At 66.5% G+C, this 21700-nt stretch carries 19 protein-coding genes; 14 read left to right on the top strand and 5 right to left on the bottom strand.

Going from position 1 to position 21700, the window contains the following annotated elements:
• Positions 1–64: 64 nt before the first annotated feature.
• The gene (gene ligD, locus ACFO0G_RS10185; protein ID WP_286403914.1) at positions 65–1087 is read left to right on the top strand and encodes a non-homologous end-joining DNA ligase; all 1023 of its coding nucleotides are present in this window, start codon (positions 65–67) and stop codon (positions 1085–1087) included.
• Between the two features lie 105 nt (positions 1088–1192).
• Here the strand turns inward: ligD and ACFO0G_RS10180 are convergent, their stop codons facing one another.
• Positions 1193–1813: an L-threonylcarbamoyladenylate synthase gene (locus ACFO0G_RS10180; RefSeq protein ID WP_142133947.1), complete on the bottom strand. Its 621-nt coding sequence runs from the start codon at positions 1811–1813 to the stop codon at positions 1193–1195.
• Between the two features lie 105 nt (positions 1814–1918).
• Here ACFO0G_RS10180 and ACFO0G_RS10175 point away from each other — a divergent pair, with 105 nt between their 5' ends.
• The 7 genes from ACFO0G_RS10175 (at position 1919) to ACFO0G_RS10145 (ending at position 8323) form a co-directional block, all read left to right on the top strand.
• Complete coding sequence (locus ACFO0G_RS10175) at positions 1919–3934, top strand: DUF4118 domain-containing protein (protein WP_376977361.1); 2016 nt, start codon at positions 1919–1921, stop codon at positions 3932–3934.
• The gene (locus ACFO0G_RS10170; protein WP_286403921.1) at positions 3931–4647 is read left to right on the top strand and encodes a response regulator; all 717 of its coding nucleotides are present in this window, start codon (positions 3931–3933) and stop codon (positions 4645–4647) included. Before ACFO0G_RS10175 ends, ACFO0G_RS10170 begins: the two co-directional genes overlap by 4 nt.
• A 111-nt stretch (positions 4648–4758) precedes the next feature.
• Positions 4759–5190 (top strand): VOC family protein, encoded by a 432-nt coding sequence (locus tag ACFO0G_RS10165; RefSeq protein ID WP_376977359.1) that lies wholly within the window; start codon positions 4759–4761, stop codon positions 5188–5190.
• 91 nt (positions 5191–5281) lie between these two features.
• Positions 5282–5956, top strand: a complete 675-nt coding sequence (locus tag ACFO0G_RS10160; RefSeq protein WP_286403926.1) for a hypothetical protein — start codon at positions 5282–5284, stop codon at positions 5954–5956.
• Positions 5957–6205: 249 nt separating this feature from the next.
• Positions 6206–7465 (top strand): inorganic phosphate transporter, encoded by a 1260-nt coding sequence (locus tag ACFO0G_RS10155; protein ID WP_376977357.1) that lies wholly within the window; start codon positions 6206–6208, stop codon positions 7463–7465.
• The gene (locus ACFO0G_RS10150) at positions 7462–7683 is read left to right on the top strand and encodes a hypothetical protein (RefSeq protein WP_376977355.1); all 222 of its coding nucleotides are present in this window, start codon (positions 7462–7464) and stop codon (positions 7681–7683) included. The genes ACFO0G_RS10155 and ACFO0G_RS10150 overlap by 4 nt, the downstream gene beginning before the upstream one ends.
• A 79-nt stretch (positions 7684–7762) precedes the next feature.
• The gene (locus tag ACFO0G_RS10145) at positions 7763–8323 is read left to right on the top strand and encodes a dihydrofolate reductase family protein (protein ID WP_376977353.1); all 561 of its coding nucleotides are present in this window, start codon (positions 7763–7765) and stop codon (positions 8321–8323) included.
• A gap of 24 nt (positions 8324–8347) precedes the next feature.
• Here the strand turns inward: ACFO0G_RS10145 and ACFO0G_RS10140 are convergent, their stop codons facing one another.
• On the bottom strand, positions 8348–8812 hold the full coding sequence (locus ACFO0G_RS10140; protein ID WP_142133938.1) for a hotdog fold thioesterase: 465 nt from the start codon (positions 8810–8812) through the stop codon (positions 8348–8350).
• A 217-nt stretch (positions 8813–9029) separates the two neighbouring features.
• Between ACFO0G_RS10140 and polA the strand changes: the two genes are divergently transcribed.
• From polA to rpsA, 3 genes are all read left to right on the top strand, one after another.
• On the top strand, positions 9030–11672 hold the full coding sequence (gene polA, locus ACFO0G_RS10135) for a DNA polymerase I (RefSeq protein WP_376977481.1): 2643 nt from the start codon (positions 9030–9032) through the stop codon (positions 11670–11672).
• A 77-nt stretch (positions 11673–11749) separates the two neighbouring features.
• Positions 11750–13048, top strand: coding sequence for a GNAT family N-acetyltransferase (locus ACFO0G_RS10130; protein WP_376977351.1), 1299 nt, complete (start codon positions 11750–11752; stop codon positions 13046–13048).
• A 241-nt stretch (positions 13049–13289) separates the two neighbouring features.
• On the top strand, positions 13290–14765 hold the full coding sequence (gene rpsA, locus ACFO0G_RS10125; RefSeq protein WP_142133935.1) for a 30S ribosomal protein S1: 1476 nt from the start codon (positions 13290–13292) through the stop codon (positions 14763–14765).
• A gap of 169 nt (positions 14766–14934) precedes the next feature.
• On the opposite strand, the gene ACFO0G_RS10120 is transcribed toward rpsA, so the two are convergent.
• Together ACFO0G_RS10120 and ACFO0G_RS10115 are read right to left on the bottom strand one after the other, a co-directional pair.
• Positions 14935–15432 (bottom strand): GNAT family N-acetyltransferase, encoded by a 498-nt coding sequence (locus tag ACFO0G_RS10120; RefSeq protein WP_376977349.1) that lies wholly within the window; start codon positions 15430–15432, stop codon positions 14935–14937.
• Positions 15416–16126 carry an IMPACT family protein gene (locus tag ACFO0G_RS10115; RefSeq protein WP_376977347.1) on the bottom strand — a complete coding sequence of 237 codons (711 nt, stop codon included), beginning with the start codon at positions 16124–16126 and terminating at the stop codon, positions 15416–15418. Before ACFO0G_RS10115 ends, ACFO0G_RS10120 begins: the two co-directional genes overlap by 17 nt.
• A 76-nt stretch (positions 16127–16202) precedes the next feature.
• On the opposite strand from ACFO0G_RS10115, the gene ACFO0G_RS10110 reads away from it, so the two are divergent.
• The 3 genes from ACFO0G_RS10110 (at position 16203) to uvrB (ending at position 20168) form a co-directional block, all read left to right on the top strand.
• Positions 16203–16688 carry a hypothetical protein gene (locus tag ACFO0G_RS10110; RefSeq protein WP_376977345.1) on the top strand — a complete coding sequence of 162 codons (486 nt, stop codon included), beginning with the start codon at positions 16203–16205 and terminating at the stop codon, positions 16686–16688.
• Positions 16689–16749: 61 nt separating this feature from the next.
• Entirely contained in the window at positions 16750–17964 is a 1215-nt protein-coding gene (coaE, locus tag ACFO0G_RS10105) for a dephospho-CoA kinase (protein WP_376977343.1), read from the top strand.
• Positions 17965–18044: 80 nt separating this feature from the next.
• A complete protein-coding gene (gene uvrB, locus ACFO0G_RS10100; protein WP_286403952.1) occupies positions 18045–20168 on the top strand; it encodes an excinuclease ABC subunit UvrB in 2124 nt (707 codons plus the stop codon).
• 115 nt (positions 20169–20283) lie between these two features.
• Here the strand turns inward: uvrB and ACFO0G_RS10095 are convergent, their stop codons facing one another.
• Positions 20284–21609, bottom strand: coding sequence for an ABC transporter substrate-binding protein (locus ACFO0G_RS10095; protein WP_376977341.1), 1326 nt, complete (start codon positions 21607–21609; stop codon positions 20284–20286).
• Positions 21610–21700 lie beyond the last annotated feature (91 nt).

The raw sequence follows: 21700 nt of genomic DNA, 5'->3' as shown, positions 1-21700 counted from the left end.
CCATCATGCCGGAGCCCTGCCGGATGTGCCGGTCCCGGCCCGCGCCGGGGTGTACGTTGTCCCCATGGCGAGTGAACAGACCACCATCACTGTCCCGGGTCCCGACGGCGAGCGCGAGATGCGGATTTCCAGCCCCAGCCGGGTCCTCTGGCCGGACCTGGGCCTTACCAAGCTGGATCTGGTGAACTACATCTGCGATGTGGGGGAGGCGTTCATCGCCGCCAACGGGGACCGGCCCATCTCACTCCAGCGGTATTCGGGCAACATCGACGGCGAGATGTTCTTCTCCAAGAACCCGCCCAAGGGCACGCCGGACTTCATCCGGTCAGTCAAAGTCGTCTACCCCAGTGCCCGGTCCCACCCCCAGCTGGTGTTGGACGAGCCTGCGGCCGCCGTCTGGGCTGTCCAGATGAACACGGTGGTGTTCCACCCCTGGCCTTCGCGCGCTGAAAACACGGACAACCCGGACCAGCTGCGCATCGATCTGGACCCGCAGCCCGGCACCGACTTCGATGACGCCGTCCCCGCCGCCATGGTGATGAAGGAGGTGCTGGCCGAGGCGGGGCTGACCTGCTTCATCAAAACTTCCGGGAACCGCGGACTCCACGTGTATGCGCCCATCGAACCCACCCGCGAGTTCCTGGACGTCCGGCACGCAGTCATCGCCGCTGCCCGGGAAGTGGAACGGCGCATCCCGGACAAAGTGACCACCGCCTGGTGGAAGGAAGAACGGGGCCGGCGCGTGTTCCTGGACTTCAACCAGGCCAACCGCGACCGCACCATCGCCGGCGCCTACAGCCCGCGGGCGCTTCCGCACGCCCCCGTGTCCTGCCCCATTACCTGGGACGAACTGGAGCACGCCGATCCGAAAAACTTCACCATCCTCACCGTGCCGGAGCGGCTTAAGACCGTGGGCGATCCCTGGGCGGACTTCAGTGCGAGCCCCGGCACCATCGACACCCTGTTGGAATGGTGGGACCGCGACTGCAAGGCCGGCCTGGGCGAGATGCCGTTCCCGCCGGACTACCCCAAGATGCCGGGCGAACCGCCGCGGGTCCAGCCCAGCAGGGCACGCAAGCAGGACTGAGCCGCACACCCAGTATTGGGGCGCTCTGGCACGGACACGCAGGCCGCCGTCGTACTTTACGACGGCGGCCGGCGGCAAAGTGCCCCGCGACGGCTCCCGGGCGGGTTATTCGAACCTGGACGGATCGCCCATGCCGCGCCGGACAACCTCGGCCACCCCGCTGGAGAAGTCCACCACGGTGGTGGGCTCGGCGCCGCAGTCCCCGGCATCGATCACGGCGTCCACCTGGTGGTCCAGCCGCTCTTTGATCTCCCAGCCCACGGTCAGCGGTTCCTCCTCATCGGGCAGCAGCAGCGTGCTGGACAGCAGCGGCTCGCCCAGCTCGGCCAGCAGCGCCTGCACCACCCGGTTATCCGGGATACGCACACCAACGGTCTTCTTCTTGGGGTGCAGCAGCCGCTTGGGGACCTCCTTGGTGGCGGGCAGGATGAACGTGTAGCTGCCGGGGGTGACGGCCTTGATGCTGCGGAACACGTCGTTGCTGATGTTCACGAACTGCCCCAGCTGGGCGAAGTCCCGGCAGACCAGCGTGAAGTGGTGTTTGTCGTCCAGGTGCCGGATGCTCCTGATCCGGTCCAGGGCCTCCCGGTTGCCCATCTGCGCGCCCAGGGCGTAGCAGGAGTCCGTGGGGTAGGCGATCAGGCCGCCGTCCCGGATGATCTTCACTGCCTGGGCAATGGCGCGGGGCTGGGGGTCGTGGGGGTGGACATCAAAGAATCGGGCCATGCCCCGAGCCTACGTTCCCGCGGGCCGGGGCGCACCCATCCGCCGCCGCCTCCCGCGCGGCGGCGGCACGCACCGGGGGTGCTCAATGGTGGGAGAATGTGCGTCATGGCTAGGGAACGCATCGTCATCGGCCTCAACGGCAGCGGCGACGGAGACCTCCTGGTGCACCGCGCCGCCAAGCTCCTCGACCGCGCGGGCGGTGGTGACGTCCTTGCAGTCCACGTCCGGACACCGTCCGGCGCGCAGGGTGAATCTCCGCACGCGCTGGAGTCCCAGCGGCGGCTCGTGGCCGGGCTGGGCGGCAGCTACCACGCGCTCTCGTCCGGCGACGTCGCCGGGGCGCTGCTCGACTACGCCCACGCGCACAATGCGACGCACATCCTGGTGGGGCAGAGCCGCCGCCGGTTTGCGGTGCTGTCCGGCGGCAGCGTGGAAGCGAAGGTGGTCCGGGGCGCCGGGGACATCGACGTCCAGGTGGTGCCCCGTCCGGCGGTGTCCAAGCCGACCCTGTCCAGGGGCGCCGGGCAGCGGACCGCACTGGGGCGGCGCAGGGTGATGATCGGGTTTGCGCTCGCCGCCGCTCTCCCGGCCGGGCTGCAACTGCTGCTGGCAGTCTTTGACCACAGCGTGGCCACGGCGGCACTGCTCCAGCTGGCCGGCGCGGTGGCCATCGCCCTGGTGGGGGGCCTCTGGCCGGCTGTTGCGGGTGCGCTGTGGAGCAGCGTGCTGGTCAACTACTTTTCCACTCCGCCGCTGCGGGACCTCGCCATCCACGATCCGCAGGACATCCTGTCACTGGCCGTTTTCGCCGGCGTGGCCGTCGCGGTGGCCGGGGTGGTGGACCGCTCCGCCCGGCGGTCCAAGGAGGCTGCCACGGCGCGGGCAGAAGCCGCCACCCTGGCCGATCTGGCCCTTGCGGCGTCCCGGGACGAGGACAACCTGACAGGGCTCCTGGCGGAAGCGGTCAGTGTTTTCGGCGTTACGGGCGCCGCTGTCCTGGCCCGGCCCGGTGCCGGACCCAGCGCCGGGTCCGTTGCAGCCACCGGGTCCGCGGGGAGCGGTGATGGGGCGGACACCGGGATGAAGCACGACGCCGGAGCGGACCTTGGGCCGGGCGGCTGGCAGGTGCTTGCCGCGGCCGGGAATGCAGTGGGCCGGTTGGGAGGGCCACTTGGCGGGCTCCCTGGCACCGGGGCTCCTGGAACCACCGTCGAGCAGGTGGATGAGGAGACCACGCTGGTGCTGCTGGGCCGGGACGTTCCACCGTCCGGGCGCAGGCTGCTGGCTGCGTTCGCGGTCCACGTCAAAGCCCAGCTCGAGCGCCGCCAGCTGGCAGCCACCCGGACCGAAATGCTCCGCCTCGCCGAGGGGAACGCCATGCGTACGGCCATCCTCCGGGCCGTGTCGCACGACCTCCGCACGCCCCTGGCCGGCATCAAGCTGGCTGCCGGCGGACTCCTGCAGAACGGCGTCTCCTACACCCCGGCCGAGCAGCATGACCTGCTGGAGACCATCGATGCCTGCACGGACCGGTTGGACCTGCTGGTGGCCAACCTCCTGGACATGTCGCGGATCACCGCGCAATCGGTGGAACCGCTGCTGGGCCCGGTCCGCTGGTCCGAGGCCGTTGAGGCCGCCTTGCGGGGCCTGCCCCAAGGAACGGTGCGGGTGGCGCTGCCCGCCAATATGCCCCCAGTGGACGCCGATCCCGGCCTGCTGGAGAGGGCGGTGGCCAACATCCTGGAGAACGCGCTGAAGTATGCCGCCGGGACGGCTGTGGTGGTGACGGGCGGTGCCGGCGGCAGTGTCCTGGACGGTCATCCCTGCGGGGAGTTGCAGATCATTGACCACGGTCCGGGCGTTCCGGCCAGCAAAGTAGTGGAGATGTTCCGTCCGTTCCAGCGGCTCGACGACACCTCCCCGTCCACGGGGATTGGGCTGGGACTTTCGGTGGCGCAGGGCTTCGTCCAGTCGATGCGGGGAACCCTCACCGCCAGGGAAACCCCGGACGGCGGCCTGACCATGGTGATCCGCCTGCCCCTCTCCACCGGCGTACCGGCAGGCGACCCCGCCGGCGGCAGACCCGGCGTGGCCCACGCAGCCGCCGGGGCCCGGCCATGAGGGGGAACGACGCCGGCACTCCCGGCAGTGGCCAGGCCAAGGCGAAGGTGCTGGTGATCGACGACGATCCGCACCTGTTGAAGGCGCTCCGGATCACGCTCGCCGCGCACGGCTACGCCGTGGAGACGGCCGGGGACGGCGCTTCCGCCCTCACGGCGGCCTCCCGGCTGGCGCCGGACGTGCTGGTCCTGGACCTCGGCTTGCCGGACATGGACGGGACCGAGGTCCTGCGGAACCTGCGCCGCTGGAGCGCTGCGCCCGTCCTGGTCCTGTCCGCCCGGCATGGATCCCCGGACAAGGTGGGTGCCCTTGATGCGGGCGCCGACGACTACATCACCAAGCCCTTCGGCCTGGATGAGCTTCTGGCGCGGCTGCGTGCCCTGCTGCGGAGGGTGCCCCAAGCCGAAACACACCCCCTGGTCAGCTCCGCCGGCTTTACCGTTGACCTCCTGGCGAGGCAGGTCCTGCGTTCCGGGCAGCCGGTGAGGCTCACCCCCACGGAATGGAACATCCTGGAAATCCTGGTCCGCAACCCGTCCCGACTCATCTCCCAGCAGCAGTTGCTGGCCGATGTCTGGGGCCCGGCCTACGGCAAGGAAGCCAACTACCTCCGCGTGTACATGGCCCAGTTGAGAAGGAAGCTGGAGGACGATCCCGGCAACCCCCGCCACCTGCTGACCGAGGCCGGCGCGGGCTACCGCTTCGTGCCGTGAACCCGGGGATCGACAGGGGAGCGTTCCCTTGCCGGGCGCCGGATGGGGCAGGATGTTGTCTGCCCCAGTTCCGGCCGATGCGGTTCCGGCCCCTGAGAAGGAGACCCTGCCATGCCAACAGTCCTCAACCCCTACCTGAGCTTCCGCGACAATGCCCGCGAGGGGATGAACTTCTACCAGTCCGTGTTCGGCGGCGAACTGACGCTCAGTACCTTTGGCGACTTCCAGGCCAGCGACGATCCCGCGGAAGCGGAGAAAATCATGCACGCCATGCTGGTCACCACCCATGGCCTGGTGCTCATGGGCGCCGATACTCCCAACAACATGCAGTACCACCCTGGCTCCTCCATATCCATTTCGCTCAGCGGCGAGGATGAGGTTGAGCTTCGCGGCTATTACCAGAAGCTCACCGGCGATGGGGGAGCAGTGACTGTTCCCATGGAAAGGGCTCCATGGGGCGATGTCTTTGGCATGTGCACCGACCGGTTCGGTGTCTCGTGGCTGGTCAACGTCAATGCCGCCCAGGTGGCACCGGCCTCTTGACGTCCGTGCGCCTGCCGGCTGGCCGGGCGATCTTCCCGTGCTTCTTGAGGCCGGGCCGCCGGACTGCGAGGATTAAGGGGTGAGGCCCGTCATGGAGTTCTTGTCCGACAAATGGTGGATGGTGTTTCCGCTGATGGCGTTCGCCGGCCGCTGGGCAAGCGGCTGGCGGGGGGCAGGCGAACGCCGGCACCGGCGCCGGGTTGAACTGTACACACTCAGGAACCAGGCACTGGAGGCCGAAAAGGCCTCCGTGGCAGAGGTGCAGGCGCTGATGAATACCCATGAGGCCACCAACCGGCGGTGGCTCGAATACGAGCTGGACGTCGGCAAGCTTATCGATTTCCCCATGATGACCGACGTCCGCGAACCCCTCACGGTGGCCTTCCTTCGCGCCAAGCGGGAAGCGGACGGCCAACGCCCCGCCTCCGCCGAAGACCTCCGGTCGGTGTCCGGCCTTGACGCCTACCGGCAGGCGGTCAACAACTTCGCGGTGGCGCTTGACGTGGCCGAGCGCGAAGCCCGGCGCGTCAGGGACAGCAAGTTCAGTGGGCCCGAACGCGAACGGCTGGCCACGGCACGGAAACTGCTGATGATTGCCGAGAACGACGCTGCCACCCCGGCAGAACGGCAGGCCGCCTACAAACGGGCGCGCCGGGAGCTGGACGGCCTCATCGTCCTGCCCGACGTCACCGTGGCGGCCCTCGAAGAGAAGATCGCGCCGGAACTGGATGCCGGGCCGCGGCCGCCCCAGTTCCACCAGGGCTGAATCCCTCCGGGTGCACGTCCCGCTGCATCCCCGGTGTGGAATATCCCCGCCGGAACTGGACCGGGTCCGGTCTTTCCGGCTCCAACCCGTGTTTTGACCTCATGCCCGGTACGCGTACGATCGATAGGGTTTCCCGCCGGTTGTGCCAGCGCCGCAAGTCATTCCACGCAAACAGCTGGTGAACTATGCTGTGCAAGGCAGCCTGGCAAGTGAAACTGCTGAACGTCGTCTCTGCAGATTGGGCAACAGGTGGATATCACCTTCATGGTGGCGCTGGTCATCGCACTGGCACTATTTTTCGACTTCACGAACGGCTTCCACGACACCGCTAACGCCATGGCAACGCCCATTGCGACAGGTGCCATCAAGCCCAAGACGGCGGTGGCCCTGGCAGCGGTCCTGAACCTCGTTGGCGCATTCCTTTCCACCGAGGTTGCCAAGACGATCTCCGGCGGCATCATCAGGGAGGGATCCGGCGGCGTCCAGATCACCCCGGAAATCATCTTCGCCGGGCTGATGGGAGCCGTCCTCTGGAACATGATCACCTGGCTCAAGGGCCTGCCGTCCAGCTCGTCCCACGCACTGTTCGGCGGCCTCATCGGTGCAGCTGTCGTCGGCGCGGGATTCAACTCCGTCAACCTTGAAACCCTGCTCCAGAAGGTCATCCTTCCGGCTGTTTTCGCCCCGGTCATTGCCGGCCTTGCTGCCTATGTCTGCACGCGCCTGGCCTACGCCCTGACTTCCCGCCATGACCCCGAGACGGGCACCAAGCTCACGCAGAAGCGCGGCGGCTTCCGCGCCGGCCAGGTCTTCACCTCCAGCCTGGTGGCCCTGGCCCATGGCACCAATGACGCCCAGAAGACCATGGGCATCATCACCCTGGTCCTGATCGCCGCCGGAACCCAGGCTCCCGGCTCCGGCCCCCAGCTCTGGGTGATAGCAGCCTGCGCCATGGCCATCGCCATCGGCACCTACGCCGGCGGATGGCGCATCATCCGCACCATGGGTTCGGGCCTGACCGAGGTCAAGCCTGCCCAGGGCTTCGCGGCGGAAACCAGCACCGCGTCCGCCATCCTCGCGTCCTCACACCTCGGCTTCGCCCTTTCCACCACGCAGGTGGCCTCGGGCTCAGTGATCGGTTCCGGAATGGGCCGCCGCGGGACCACGGTCCGCTGGAACATGGTGGGTAAGATCGCGCTGGGCTGGCTCTTCACCCTTCCGGCCGCGGGCGTCGTCGGCGCCCTGACCGCCCTCCTGGTGAAGACCGGCGCCGTGGGCGTCCTCATCGCCGCCGTGGCAGGCAGCGCGGCTGTCCTGTTCATGTTCTTCTACTCACGCAAGTCCTCCGTGAGCCATCAGAACGCCGTCGAGGTGGAGGAAGCCGGCCAGGCCGTCCGGTTTGCCAAGAAGAAGGCCCGGGCCGAAGCCAAAGCGAAAGCCAAGGCCGACGCCAGGGCCAGGGCAGAAGCAAGAGCAACAGCAAACAACCGCAAGGAGACTCAACGATGAAGTGGTTGGAACTCCTGACCGTTGCAGGCGCCACTTTGGTGTCCGCGGCAATTGTGGTGACCCTCTACTCGCTTGGGGTCCGGTTTACGGCCATTGCGGCTGACGCCCAGCAGGCGTCTCCCGGCGTCAAGCGCTCCTTCGCCTACGTATGCTTCGGGTTCTGCGGTGTGGCAGTCCTCTTTGGGCTGTACCTGATCATCCCGTACTTCACGAAGTAGCGCCCCCCACGCAGCACTGCCGGACGGTTCGCCGGGCCTGCTGATTGGCGGGGTTACCCGGGCTCGCTAGGCTGGGCCCATGCCACGCATCCAGTACTTCGTTGCAGCGTCCCTTGACGGCTTCATCGCCACCACCACGGACGACCTGGGCTGGTTGTTGCAGTTCGACGGTTTCGAAGGCGGGGCGGAAAGCTACAACGACTTCATGTCCGGTGTGGGCTGCATCGTCATGGGCGGGGAAACGTTCGCATGGTTGATGGAACACGAGCCGCGGAAGTGGCCCTACACCGGCACGCCCAGCTACGTCTTCACCCACCACGAATACCGAGCCCCGGACGGCGCCGACATCACCTTTGTCCGCGGGGACGTCCAGGAATTCATGGCGGACTTCCGGCGCGACGCCGGGGACAGGAACATCTGGGTGGTGGGCGGTGGCAGCCTCGCGGCCCAGTTTGCGGACGCCGGACTGCTGGATGAGATCATCCTCTCCGTCATTCCGGTGGTCCTGGGCGCAGGGAAGCGGCTGCTGCCGATGAAGGGCCCGACGCCGGCACTTGAGTTGGCTGCTTGCCGCACCCTGGGCAGGGGGATCGTCGAGCTGCGCTATCTGCTTCCCGCGGCATCGGCCCCGCAGGCCTGAGGCAAGCCCTGGGGCCGGCCTGGCTCAGCCGGCGTTGTCCCGGAGCATGTTCGTGATCCGGGCCGTTGAAAGGCGGCGTCCCTGCCCGTCGGTCATGACCACCTCGTGCGTGGTCAGGGTACGTCCCAGGTGGATGGCGCTGCAGGTGCCGGTCACCAGGCCGCCGGCGATGGACCGGTGGTGGGTGGCGCTGACTTCGATGCCCACTGCGTGGCGGTCCGGGCCGGCGTGCATTCCCGCCGCGAAGGAGCCAAGGGTTTCTGCCAGCACCACGTGTGCACCGCCATGCAGGATTCCCGCCACCTGCGTGTTGCCCTCGACGGGCATGGTGGCAACCGTGCGTTCCGGGCTCATCTCCAGGAAATGGATCCCCATCTTCACCACCAATGCGCCAACGCCGAACCTGCCCAGCCAGCCGTGCATGTGGTCGGGAATGCCGGCGGCTGCCAGCTCTTCGGCGAAAGCGCCCGGCGTGAAATTGTCTGTCATGGCAACTAGGCTGGCACCTGTGAGTGAAACAACCAAACCGGCTCCCTTCCCGTCCCAGGCCATCGATGAGGGGGCTGCCGCCCAGCCCCGCTCCGCCGCCCCGAAGCCTGCTGCCAAGAGCGCCGCCCCCGCTGCCGGAGGGTCTGTTTCAGCTACCGAAGCGCCCGTCATTCCCATTACGGACCAGCCGCGGCTGCTGGTGCTGGACGGCCACTCCATGGCGTTCCGTGCGTTCTTCGCGCTGCCCGCGGACAAGTTCTCCACCTCCAACGGCCAGCACACCAACGCCATCCACGGCTTCACCTCCATGCTGATCAACCTCATCAAGGAGCAGCAGCCCACGCACATCGCGGTGGCCTTCGACGTCTCGGACGAATCCACCCACCGGAAGACCGAGTACAGCGAATACAAGGGTGGCCGGAACGAAACTCCCCGCGAGATGAGCGGGCAGATCGACCTCATCGCCCAGGTCATGGAAACCTGGGGCATCAAGACCATCAAGATGCCGGGTTACGAGGCCGACGACATCCTGGCCACCCTTGCCGCCATGGGGGAAAGGGCAGGTTTCGAGGTGCTGCTCGTCTCCGGCGACCGGGACGCCTTCCAGCTGATCACGGACAACGTTTTCGTGCTGTACCCGCGGAAGGGCGTGAGCGACATCCCCCGGATGGACGCCGCAGCCATCGAAGCAAAGTACTTCGTCAGCCCGTCCCGCTACTCCGACCTCGCAGCGCTGGTGGGGGAGACGGCGGACAACCTCCCGGGCGTGCCCGGCGTCGGACCCAAAACAGCGGCCAAGTGGATTAACCAGTACGGCGGCCTGGAAGGCGTCCTGGAACACCTCGACTCCATCGGCGGGAAGGTGGGCGACGCCCTCCGGGAGAACATCGAAAACGTCAAACGCAACCGGCGGCTCAACCAACTCCACACCGACCTCAAACTCCCGGTCACATTGGAGGACCTCCACCAGCCCCGCCCGGACCAGGCAGCCATGGAAGACCTCTTCGACCAGCTTGAGTTCAAAGCCATCCGCGGCCGCCTGTTCGCCCTCTACGGCGACGCCGACACCCCCGCCGCCGAACGCGAAAGCATCGACACCCCGGACTACACCGTTCCTGCCGATGCCGCTGAACTGGCCGCCTTCCTGGCTGCAGGCGCCGGGCAGCGGTCCGCCCTCGCCGTCGACCTCGTGCCGGGCCGCATCGGCGAGGACGCCGATGCGGTGGCCATCGTCCGTGGCGACGCCGCAGCCTACGTCAGCTTGTCAGGTCAGGACGCGGAGACCGAGAACGTGCTCGCGGCATGGCTGCGCGATCCTGAAGCGCCCAAGGTCATGCACGGTTTCAAGGCTGCGCTCAAGGCGCTGACGGCCCGCGGCCTGGAGCTGGAGGGCGTGGTGGACGATACGTCCATTTCCGGCTACCTCATCCAGCCCGACCGCCGCACCTACGAACTCGCCGAGCTCGCCCAGCACCACCTCAATGTGGGGATCCCCGCGGCCACTGCCAAAGCCGGGCAGCTGGAGCTGTCCTTCGACGGCGACGACAACGCCGCAGCCGATTCCCTGGTCCAGGCCGGCGCCGTCGTGCTGGCCCTGAGCCGCTACTTCGAGGACGAACTCAAGAGCCGCAAGGCAGAGGAACTGCTGTCCACCCTTGAGCTGCCGGTCAGCCGCGTCCTTGCGGACATGGAGCTCGCGGGCATCGCCATCGACATGGACAAGATGGACGACCAGCTTGCCGACCTCGCCAGGGTGATCGACCAGGCCCAGGAACAGGCCTTCGCCGCCATCGGGCACGAGGTCAACCTGGGGTCGCCCAAACAGCTGCAGACCGTCCTGTTCGAGGAGCTGCAGCTGCCCAAGACCAAGAAGATCAAGTCCGGCTACACCACGGACGCCGCCTCGCTCAAGAACCTCCTGGAAAAAACCGGGCACGAGTTCCTGGTCCAGCTCATGGCGCACCGCGAGGCCGCCAAGCTGCGGCAGATGATCGAGTCGCTGAAGAAGTCCGTGGCGGAGGACGGCCGCATCCACACCACGTACGCGCAAAACGTTGCCGCCACGGGCCGGATCTCATCCAACAACCCCAACCTGCAGAACATCCCCATCCGCAGTGAGGAAGGCCGGCGGGTCCGCGGCATCTTCGTCGTCAGCGACGGCTACGAATGCCTCCTCTCTGCCGACTACTCCCAGATCGAGATGCGCATCATGGCCCACCTCTCCGGAGACGCGGGGCTGATCCAGGCGTACAAGGACGGCGAGGACCTGCACCGGTTCGTCGGCTCCAACATCTTCCACGTCCCCACGGACCAGGTCACCAGCGCCATGCGTTCCAAGGTCAAGGCCATGTCCTACGGCCTTGCCTACGGGTTGACCTCCTTTGGCCTGTCCAAGCAGCTCGAAATCTCCGTGGATGAGGCCCGTACCCTCATGAAGGACTACTTCGACCGCTTCGGCGCCGTCCGCGACTACCTCCGCGGCGTGGTGGACCAGGCCAGGGTGGATGGGTACACGGCCACCATCGAGGGGCGCCGCCGCTACCTGCCGGACCTCACCAGCACGGACCGGCAGTTGCGTGAGAACGCAGAACGCATCGCACTGAACAGCCCCATCCAGGGTTCGGCCGCGGACATCATCAAACGCGCCATGTTGGGGGTCCACGCCGAACTGCAGGCGCAGGGCCTGAAGTCCCGCATGCTCCTCCAGGTCCATGACGAACTGGTCCTCGAGGTGGCTGCGGGGGAGCGGGCTGCCGTGGAGAAGCTGGTGACCGAGCAGATGGCTGCTGCGGCAGACCTCAGCGTCCCCCTGGAGGTCCAGATCGGCGTGGGACCTAGCTGGTACGACGCCGGCCACTAGGTCCGCTGCGGGCGCTGGGGATATGCCGCAGCGTTTTTGCTGGTCAGGCGCCGGATTCATTGACTAGGCTCGGGTAAATGGGTGATCTGAGCGGAAACTATGAAATCCGGCGCTTTCCTGCTGTGTCCAAAGGCAAGGACGGGTACGCCGAAGCCGAAACCTGGGGGAGGGCGGTAGGTTTCGGTTTCCACGACTCCACCCGGACCCCTGAGCATGTGGCGCGGTCAATGGCCACCTACGAGGCCGATGGCAGGATTTTTACCGGCGCCTACCAGACGGGAACACCGGCGCAGCACTCGCTCCCGGCCGAGGTCCCCGTAGCCACGTTTGGGACGTTGCGGAAAACCCTCAACATCGGTTTTGGCCGGATGCTGGAAGCCCAGATGGTTACCGCCGTCACCGTGCGGACCTCGCACCGCCGCCGCGGACTGCTGCGCCGCATGATGACCGCGGACCTGCAGGCGGCCAAGGATGACGGCGTCGCGGTGGCCGCCCTCACCGCCTCCGAGGGAAGTATTTACGGGCGGTTCGGGTACGGGGTGGCCAGCCTGGAGCGGACCATCAAAGTGGACACCACGGCCCGGTTCAACCTGCGGCACCAGGCCACGGGGACGGTGGAGGTTGCGGATCCCAAAGTCCTGCTCGACGTTGCCCCCAAAGTCTTCGACCGCGTGCATCGCAACACACCCGGCTCCCTCGGGCGGCAGGAGTGGTACTGGCTGCTCGCTTCGGGGTCGATGGGCCGTGACGGCAAGGAGGACCCCGCCATCAAGGCGGCGCTGCACTACGGCCCGGACGGCGGCGTGGACGGCTACGTCTCCTACAAGTTCGCCGGCTGGGACACCACGCCCGCCACGGTGGAGGTGGTGGACCTTGTTGCCGCAACGGAGCACGCCTACCTGGAGCTGTGGCAATACCTTGCCGCCATCGACCTCGTGGAACGGGTCTCCTGGAACGAGGCCCCGGTGGACGATCCCCTGGCCTGGGCACTGGCGGACCCGCGCTGCATCGACGCGTCGGACAGCCGCGACATGCTCTGGCTCCGCATCCTCGACGTCCCGCGGGCGCTGGCCGCCCGGCACTATCCTGCGGATGGACGGCTGGTCCTCGAGGTGACGGACCCGCTGGGCCTCACCGCTGGAACTTTCATCCTGGAGGTCAAGGGCGGCCAGGCCGCCGTCGAACGCGTTCCCGCCGGGGACCCAGAGGACCTGGTCCTGGACGTCTCGGCGTTGTCCTCAATCTACCTCGGCGGAATCAGCCCCGTGACGCTCAAGGCGGCAGGTGCGGTTTCCGAAGCAACACCCGGGGCCGCCTTCAAAGCGCAGCAGATGTTCTCCGTGGAGCGGCCCACCCATTGCCTGACGCACTTCTGAGCGGCCCCGTACCTGCCCGGCTTCCGCTTTGACCCGCGTTGCCGGCAGCGACTAGAATAAACGGGCGTGTACCACGTGCACGCGCTTGCTGCTCCTTGGGGGCGGCATTGAAAAGCAATCCACAAATCAGGATGACCCGGAGGATCCGTTCGGATTCACCGCGAATCGCGCCTGCGTTCCATGACGCGGGCGCGCCGGTTTTGCCTGACCGACTAACTATCCACAACGGAGCCCCTACTACATGACCATCACCTCCACCGAGAAGCCCGGTACCCCGCAGGTCGCCATTAACGACATCGGTACCGCTGAGGACTTCCTCGCAGCTGTCGACGCCACCATCAAGTACTTCAACGACGGAGATCTCGTCGAAGGTACCGTCGTCAAGGTCGACCGCGATGAAGTCCTGCTCGACATCGGTTACAAGACCGAAGGTGTCATCCCCTCCCGCGAGCTGTCCATCAAGCACGACGTTGACCCCGGGGACGTTGTCTCCGTTGGCGATCAGGTCGAAGCCCTGGTGCTCACCAAGGAAGACAAAGAAGGCCGTCTGATCCTCTCCAAGAAGCGTGCTCAGTACGAGCGTGCCTGGGGCGACATCGAGAAGGTCAAGGAAGAAGATGGCGTCGTCACCGGTACCGTCATCGAGGTTGTCAAGGGTGGTCTTATCCTCGACATCGGCCTGCGCGGCTTCCTGCCCGCATCCCTGGTCGAGATGCGCCGCGTGCGCGACCTGGCTCCGTACATCGGCCAGCAGATCGAAGCCAAGATCATCGAACTGGACAAGAACCGCAACAACGTGGTCCTGTCCCGCCGTGCATGGCTCGAGCAGACCCAGTCCGAGGTCCGCTCCACCTTCCTCAACAAGCTGGAAAAGGGCCAGGTCCGTCCCGGCGTCGTTTCCTCCATCGTCAACTTCGGTGCCTTCGTGGACCTGGGCGGCGTAGACGGCCTGGTTCACGTTTCCGAGCTGTCCTGGAAGCACATCGACCACCCGTCCGAGGTTGTCGAAGTTGGCCAGGAAGTCACCGTCGAGGTCCTCGAGGTCGACCTGGACCGCGAGCGCGTCTCCCTGTCGCTCAAGGCTACGCAGGAAGATCCGTGGCAGACCTTCGCCCGCACCCACGCCCTGGGCCAGGTTGTTCCCGGTAAGGTCACCAAGCTGGTTCCGTTCGGTGCGTTCGTCCGCGTCGAAGACGGCATCGAAGGCCTGGTCCACATCTCCGAGCTCGCCGTGCGCCACGTTGAGCTGGCCGAGCAGGTTGTCTCCGTTGGCGACGAACTGTTCGTCAAGGTCATCGACATCGACCTGGAACGCCGCCGCATCTCGCTGTCCCTCAAGCAGGCCAACGAGGGCGTCGACGCCGACAGCACCGAATTCGATCCCGCTCTGTACGGCATGGCCGCAGAGTACGACGAAGAGGGCAACTACAAGTACCCCGAGGGCTTCGACCCCGAGTCCAACGAATGGCTCGAGGGCTACGAGAACCAGCGCGCAGCTTGGGAGCAGCAGTACGCTGACGCCCAGGCCCGTTGGGAAGCACACAAGAAGCAGGTTGCCCAGCACGCTGCCGACGACGCTGCAGCTGCAACGTCCGGTGACAGCGATTCCGGCGCCACCAGCTACTCCTCCGAGCCTGCTGCCACGGATTCCGGTGCCGGCACCCTGGCTTCGGACGAGGCACTTGCTGCCCTGCGTGAGAAGCTGACCGGCAACTAATTGCCGCCGGCCCGGATTCCCGGGCTGAAAGCAACAGACCCCCTGCCACAAGGCAGGGGGTCTGTTGTTTTAAACCGTTGCGCGGATGCCGGACATGCGGCCAGTTCACCTGAAAGGTACCGCCGGTCTTTCCGGCGTGACGGCTTACTGGCTTTCCGGCGTGCCGGCGCTAGAGCTCGACGACGGCCAGGACGGTGCCGTCGTCCTGCGTCAGTTCCGCCCCGGCGGCCGCCAGCAGCCGCTGGGCGCCCCGGTTTCCCACGAGGGTGCGGGCAGTGACGCGCTTCAGGCCCGCCCGGCGGGCCTCCGCCAGCACCAGCTCCAGCGCGGCGCTGCCGACACCCCGGGAACGGAAGCTGCGGCCAAGCCAGATGCCGGTTTCCGCCGAGGGGATGCCGGCGTCAGGGTCGCGCTTCAGGCGCACGGAACCGGCAATGTGGCCGCCGGCGTAGACAGCCCAGGACTTTTCCGCCGCGGGGCCGTCCAGCCCGCCGGCTGCAGCGTGATGGTAGCTGAAGAACCAGGCGGTCCGTTCGAGGTTCCAGCCGGGGCCGCCCAGCGGGGGCGCCACCTCATCGGGCGAGGCGTCACGTTTGGCCAGCTCGAGCAGTTGGTCCGCCACTGCCCGGTCGACGTCCACGAGGGTCACGTCAGCCGAGGGGTTCATCCACCCATTCCGTTCCGTCGGGTGTCAGCCTGGCGGACCCTGCCGTGAGCTGCAGGATGCGATCGGACGCGGCGGCGATGGCGTCGGCGTCGTCGGGCACGGCAACCCGCAGCACGGTGTGCCGGTCCTGGTAGGTGGTGTCCGCCATGACCATGCCGGCGGCGCGCAGGTCATTCTCCAGCCGCCCTGCTGCGGCGTGCGGCACGGCGGTGGAACACACGCGCCGCCGCCTGCGCCTGACCAGCGGGGCAAGGTCCAGGGACGTCGATACTGATTCAGAGTATGCCCGGACCAGCCCTCCTGCCCCGAGCAGAACCCCGCCGAAATAACGGACGACGACGGCGCTGACGTCGCTGAGGTCCGTCACCCCGGGACCGGTTTCCCTCTTCAGCAGGGCTTCGAGCATGGGGATGCCGGCGGTACCCGCGGGTTCGCCGTCGTCGCTCGACCTCTGGACGTTCCGGTCGGGGCCGATGACAAACGCGGAGCAATGGTGGCGGGCGTCATGGAACTCGCGGCGCAGGCCTGCCACCAGGTCGCGGGCTTCGTCCTCGGTGCCGGCCCGGCGGAGTACGGTGATGAATCTGGACCGTTTGACCTCGAGCTCGTGCCGGAAGTCCGGCCCCGCAGCCAGGGTGGTGTAGGACGTGGCCCGGCTGTCCGGGTCCTGTGGTGGGTCCGCCGGGTTCAACACCGCTTCAGTCTAGTGGAGAAGCACGTTGGGGCTAACGGCCCATGACAGCGCAGGCGGCCGGCTGGAAAATCGACCCATGTCAGGCAAATTCAGGCAGCTGGCCGCGCCGGCAGTGGCGCTGGCCGGGGCTGTGTGGCCCTGGCTGGCGCAAATAGGCCAGGGACGTGGCGGTTTCTACAGTTACGACTTCCTGGAAAACCTCCTGGGCCTCGACATCCACAGCACAGACCGGATCCACCAGGAGTGGCAGGACATCCAGGCGGGGGACCATGTCCACCTGGCCCCGGCGGCGTCCTCGGACCTGGAGGTGGTCCGCGTTGACACAGGAAGCGCACTGGTCCTGGGCGTTCCACCTGATACACCTCCCGGGCCTTTCCACTTCACCTGGGCGTTCGTACTGCGGCCGCAGCCCGACGGCAGTACCCGGCTGCTGGTGCGGGAGCGGTATGCCTACCGTCGATGGTGGACAGTCTGGATGGTCGAAGCAGTGGAGGTGGCAAGCTACATCATGTCGCGGCGGATGCTTCAGGGGATCAGAACCCGCGCGGAGAGACGCACATGATCGCATGCGGCGGCAGCCCGGACCCCTCGGCGGTCCGGAAGGCGTGCCCTAGGGTGGGAGGATGCTGAAGATCGGATTGACAGGCGGAATCGCCTCTGGGAAATCGGTGGTGGCTGCGCGCCTGAAGGAACGCGGCGCCGTGTTGGTGGACGCGGACGCCCTGGCCCGTGAGGTGGTGGAGCCCGGGACCGAGGGGCTGGAGCGCATCGTCGCGGAATTTGGCGCAGGGATACTCGACGGCGGGGGACGGCTTAACCGGCCGCGGCTCGGGGAGGCGGTGTTCGGCAACCCCGAGCGGCTGGCTGCGCTGAACGCCATCGTCCATCCCCTGGTGCGTGCCCGCGCCGCTGCCATCACGGCGGCCGCCGCCGCTGACGCCGTGGTGGTCCAGGACATTCCCTTGCTGGTGGAAACCGGGCAGGGGGCCGCCTTCCACCTGGTCGTCGTGGTGGACGCCCCCGACGACGTGCGGCTGCACCGGATGCAGGAGTTGCGGGGGATGACCGCGGAGGCCGCGCTGTCCCGCATGGCTGCCCAGGCCACCAGGGAGGAACGGCTGGCCGCCGCCGACGCCGTCCTTGACAACTCAGGGACCGTGCAGCAGTTGCTGGACCAGGTTGATGGGCTCTGGGACGGGCGCCTGGTGCCGTTCGCCCATAACCTGGCGGAAGGGAAACGCGCGCCGCGGCGCGGGGGAGCGGTGTTGGAGCCACACCGCGCAAGGTGGGCGCAGGAGGCAGGCAGGATTGCAGCGAGGATTGCTGCGGCCGCGCCGGACCTCATCCTGGCGGTGGAGCATATCGGATCCACCTCCGTGCCCGGCCTGGCCGCCAAGGACGTCATCGACCTGCAGGTGGCCGTGCCGGATCTCGAAGCGGCGGAAAGACTTGCCCCGCTCCTTGCCGCGGCAGGCTTTCCAGCCGTCCGGGGAGTGGAGGCCGACACCCCGAAGCCCGGCGATCCTGACCGGTCGGCCTGGTTGAAGCGGTTCCACGCCAACGCGGACCCGTGCTGTGCCGTCAACGTGCATGTCCGTGCGGCCGGTTCGGCAGGCTGGCGTTACGCCCTGATGTTCCGGGACTGGCTGCGGAACGACCCCTCCGCGCTGGAGCTCTACGCCGAGCACAAGGCGGACCTCGCAGCACGGTACGCCGGTTCGCCGACCACCAGGGCATACGCCGACGCCAAGGAACCCTGGTTCACGGACGAAGCCTGGCCGCGGATGTCGGCTTGGGCCGAGGCAACCGGGTGGGAACCGCCGTCGTACGCGTCCTGAAGCCGGGCCCCACACGGGAGGTTGTTCGCCGGTAACGGACGTGGCAGTCCACTGTCAGTGCCCGGTTGTAAATTAGATCCATGAGCCTTGCGCAGGAAGTCAACCGTGTTGTAGCGCCCTTCGAAGTCATCAGCGAATTCCAGCCTGCGGGCGATCAGCCGGCCGCCATCAAGGAGCTGACGGAGCGCATCAACAACGGCGAGAAGGACGTGGTGCTGCTCGGTGCCACGGGAACTGGTAAAAGCGCCACTACCGCCTGGCTGATCGAGCAGGTGCAGCGCCCCACCCTGGTGATGGTGCAGAACAAGACGCTCGCCGCGCAGCTGGCCAACGAGTTCCGCGAACTCCTGCCCAACAACGCGGTGGAATACTTCGTCTCCTACTATGACTACTACCAGCCTGAGGCCTACGTGGCCCAGACGGACACCTTCATCGAGAAGGATTCGTCCATCAACGAGGAAGTCGAACGGCTCCGGCACTCGGCCACCAACGCGCTGCTGACCCGCCGCGATGTGGTTGTGGTGGCCACTGTCTCCTGCATTTACGGCCTGGGTACCCCTGAGGAGTACATCGCCGGGATGGTCACCCTGCGGAAGGGTGCGGAGATGAACCGGGACGACCTCCTCCGCAAGTTCGTCGCCATGCAGTACTCCCGCAACGACATGGACTTCCACCGTGGAACGTTCCGGGTGCGCGGCGACACCGTGGAAATCATTCCCATGTACGAGGAACTGGCCATCCGGATCGAGTTCTTTGGCGATGAGATCGAGAACATCCACACCCTTCACCCGCTCACGGGCGAGGTCATCCGCGACGAAGAGGAGATGTACGTCTTCCCGGCCTCGCACTATGTGGCCGGGCCGGAGCGGATGGCGCGCGCCATCAAGCGGATCGAGGATGAACTGGCCGACCGCCTCAAGGTGCTGGAAAGCCAGAACAAGCTGGTGGAAGCACAGCGACTGCGCATGCGCACCACGTACGACCTTGAAATGATGCAGCAGATGGGGTTCTGCAACGGCATCGAGAACTATTCATCCCATATTGACGGGCGCGGGCCGGGCACCGCCCCCCATTGCCTGCTGGACTACTTCCCGGACGACTTCCTGCTGGTGGTGGACGAGTCCCACGTGACCATTCCCCAGATCGGGGCCATGTACGAAGGCGACATGTCGCGGAAGCGGAACCTGGTGGACTTCGGGTTCCGGCTGCCATCGGCCATGGACAACCGGCCGCTGAAGTGGGACGAGTTCCTGGAACGGGTGGGCCAAACGGTCTACCTTTCGGCCACCCCTGGCAAATACGAGTTGGGCAAGGCGGACGGGTTCGTCCAGCAGATCATCCGGCCCACCGGCCTTGTCGATCCCGAGGTGGTGGTCAAGCCCACCAAGGGCCAGATCGATGACCTGCTTGGTGAAATCAAGACGCGGGTGGAGAAGGATGAGCGGGTCCTGGTGACTACCCTGACCAAACGCATGGCGGAGGACCTCACGGACTACCTGCTGGGCCACGGCGTCAAGGTCGAGTACCTGCACTCGGACGTGGATACCTTGCGCCGCGTGGAGCTGCTGCGCGAACTTCGCATGGGGTCCTTTGACGTACTGGTAGGCATCAACCTGCTCCGTGAAGGACTCGACCTTCCCGAGGTATCCCTTGTCAGCATCCTGGATGCGGACAAGGAAGGCTTCCTGCGGTCATCCACGTCGCTCATCCAGACCATCGGGCGTGCCGCCCGCAACGTGTCCGGCGAGGTGCATATGTACGCGGACCGCATCACCGACTCCATGGCCAACGCCATCGACGAGACCAACCGGCGGCGCGCCATACAGGTGGCCTACAACAAGGAACACGGCGTGGACCCGCAGCCGCTGCGGAAGAAGATCGCCGACATCACCGACCAACTGGCCAAGGAAGACGCCGACACCGATGCGCTGTTGAACAGCTTCGACTACGGCAAGGGCAAGCGCGGTATCACCGGGGCAACCAAGTCCGGTGCCAAGGGGGCCAAGAAGGCCGCGGCCACCGTCCGGGCGGACGGCCTGGCCGCCGCTCCGGCCGAGGACCTGGTGGGCCTGATCGCGCAGCTGACGGAACAAATGCACGGAGCGGCCGCCGACCTGCAGTTTGAGGTGGCGGCCCGGATCCGCGACGAAGTCAGCGAACTGAAGAAGGAGCTGCGCCAGATGCAGGCCGCAGGCCACGCCTAGGCCCGGAATTACCTTCGGGCAGCGGCTTGGTTTCTGGGCAACTGCTTCACCGGGAACGGCGGACATCCCATCAGGGGATGCCCGCCGTTTTCGCTGTTTGAGCCGGTCCCGGGTCCTACTTCTTCCTGGCCGAGTCGATCATGTCCTTTGCTTCCTGCATGAGGCCCTTGGCCGCGTCCGAAGGTGACCTGCGGTCGAAAAGGACATCGCTGCTGTACCGCTGGATCAGTGCCTGTACCCCGGAGGAACCCGTGGGAGGTACGGGAGGAACGTCCTTGAGGTCCGGCTTGATGTCCTTCAGGAATGCCGCGGCTGCCTTATCCGCGGGCGTCAGCTGCGGGTCGATCGCCGTCTGGACCTCGGAGTTGGTGGGGAAGCCGCGTTCCGTCAGGATGGTCTTCGCCGCGTCCAGGTTGTTGAGCAGGTAGTTGACCACCTCGGAGGCTTCCTTCGGATGCTTGCTGCGCGAGGAAACGGACCAGAACATGGACGGCTTGTAGGACATGCCGTTGTCCTTGGCGCTGCCGGTGGAGCTCGGCGCGCGCAGGATCTTCACCTCACTCTTCAGTGCGGACTGGAGCGCGTTGACCTGGTTGGTCCACCACCACGACATGGCAGTCTTGCCGGTGGCGAAGAGGGTTTGTTCAACCGGGGCACTGATGTCCTCCGTGGCGATGTTGGCAGGAGCGGCTGCCCCCTTGTTGCGCAGGTTCAGCACGTTCTCGAAGAAGGACGTGGCGGTGCCTTCCTTGAAGCCGAGGCCGCCGTCCGCAGAGTACAGCGACTCGCCGTGCTGCATGGCCCAGGTGTTGAGGTCGGAGTCGGTCAGCGAGTAGGAACTGCCGTAGTTCGTCTGGCCGGCCTTGGATGCCGCAGCAGCAATCTGGGCGGCGGTCTTTGTGTAGTCGTCCCAGGTCCAGGTCTTGTCGTCCGGGATGGGGACCCCGTAGTCCTGGAACATCTTGGTGTTGATCATCACCGCTTTGGCGTTCTGGCCCGTACTCAGGCCATACTGCTTGCCGTCCACCTGGCCGGACTTCAGGGCATCCTGGTCAATCTTGGAGGTGTCGATGTTGCCCTGCTTCGAGAGGTCCAGCAGTGCTCCACGGCCACCGTATTCAGCGATGTAGGCCTGGTCCATCTGGATCACGTCGGGGGAATCATTGGCGGCGGTTGTGGTGGCCAGTTTGTCCCAATAGCTGCTCCAGACGCCGGGCTCGGCCTGGATCTTGATGTTGGGATGTGAGGCCTGGAAAGCGTCGATAACCTGCTGCGTCTCTTTGTTCCGCAGGTCGTTGCCCCACCACGTGAACCGGACGGTGACGTTGCCGCCGCTGTCGCTGGATGAGGAGGCGGAGGAGCAGCCGGTAGCCAGCAGGGCCACGGCGGCGGCGGTGGCGAGGGCCTTGGCCACCATGCCAGTGCGAAGCGGAGTCTTCATTGACCAACCTTGACTTTCTGGACGAATACTAGGTCGAGGTGAGAAAGCGCTTTCTCACTGCGGATGATTATTACAAGCACCGCAGGGCGGG

The organism is Arthrobacter sedimenti (genome assembly GCF_042652025.1).
Lineage (GTDB): Bacteria > Actinomycetota > Actinomycetes > Actinomycetales > Micrococcaceae > Arthrobacter > Arthrobacter sedimenti.
Note: the sequence above shows the minus strand (reverse complement) of the source record. Positions and strands in the feature narration are given on the sequence as shown.

Coding starts and splice junctions, on each gene's coding strand:
- ligD (WP_286403914.1), top strand. CDS start 65: ATGGCGAGTGAACAGACCACCATCACTGTCCCGGGTCCCGACGGCGAG.
- ACFO0G_RS10180 (WP_142133947.1), bottom strand. CDS start 1,813: ATGGCCCGATTCTTTGATGTCCACCCCCACGACCCCCAGCCCCGCGCC.
- ACFO0G_RS10175 (WP_376977361.1), top strand. CDS start 1,919: ATGGCTAGGGAACGCATCGTCATCGGCCTCAACGGCAGCGGCGACGGA.
- ACFO0G_RS10170 (WP_286403921.1), top strand. CDS start 3,931: ATGAGGGGGAACGACGCCGGCACTCCCGGCAGTGGCCAGGCCAAGGCG.
- ACFO0G_RS10165 (WP_376977359.1), top strand. CDS start 4,759: ATGCCAACAGTCCTCAACCCCTACCTGAGCTTCCGCGACAATGCCCGC.
- ACFO0G_RS10160 (WP_286403926.1), top strand. CDS start 5,282: ATGGAGTTCTTGTCCGACAAATGGTGGATGGTGTTTCCGCTGATGGCG.
- ACFO0G_RS10150 (WP_376977355.1), top strand. CDS start 7,462: ATGAAGTGGTTGGAACTCCTGACCGTTGCAGGCGCCACTTTGGTGTCC.
- ACFO0G_RS10145 (WP_376977353.1), top strand. CDS start 7,763: ATGCCACGCATCCAGTACTTCGTTGCAGCGTCCCTTGACGGCTTCATC.
- ACFO0G_RS10140 (WP_142133938.1), bottom strand. CDS start 8,812: ATGACAGACAATTTCACGCCGGGCGCTTTCGCCGAAGAGCTGGCAGCC.
- polA (WP_376977481.1), top strand. CDS start 9,030: ATGGCGTTCCGTGCGTTCTTCGCGCTGCCCGCGGACAAGTTCTCCACC.
- ACFO0G_RS10130 (WP_376977351.1), top strand. CDS start 11,750: ATGGGTGATCTGAGCGGAAACTATGAAATCCGGCGCTTTCCTGCTGTG.
- rpsA (WP_142133935.1), top strand. CDS start 13,290: ATGACCATCACCTCCACCGAGAAGCCCGGTACCCCGCAGGTCGCCATT.
- ACFO0G_RS10120 (WP_376977349.1), bottom strand. CDS start 15,432: ATGAACCCCTCGGCTGACGTGACCCTCGTGGACGTCGACCGGGCAGTG.
- ACFO0G_RS10110 (WP_376977345.1), top strand. CDS start 16,203: ATGTCAGGCAAATTCAGGCAGCTGGCCGCGCCGGCAGTGGCGCTGGCC.
- coaE (WP_376977343.1), top strand. CDS start 16,750: ATGCTGAAGATCGGATTGACAGGCGGAATCGCCTCTGGGAAATCGGTG.
- uvrB (WP_286403952.1), top strand. CDS start 18,045: ATGAGCCTTGCGCAGGAAGTCAACCGTGTTGTAGCGCCCTTCGAAGTC.
- ACFO0G_RS10095 (WP_376977341.1), bottom strand. CDS start 21,609: ATGAAGACTCCGCTTCGCACTGGCATGGTGGCCAAGGCCCTCGCCACC.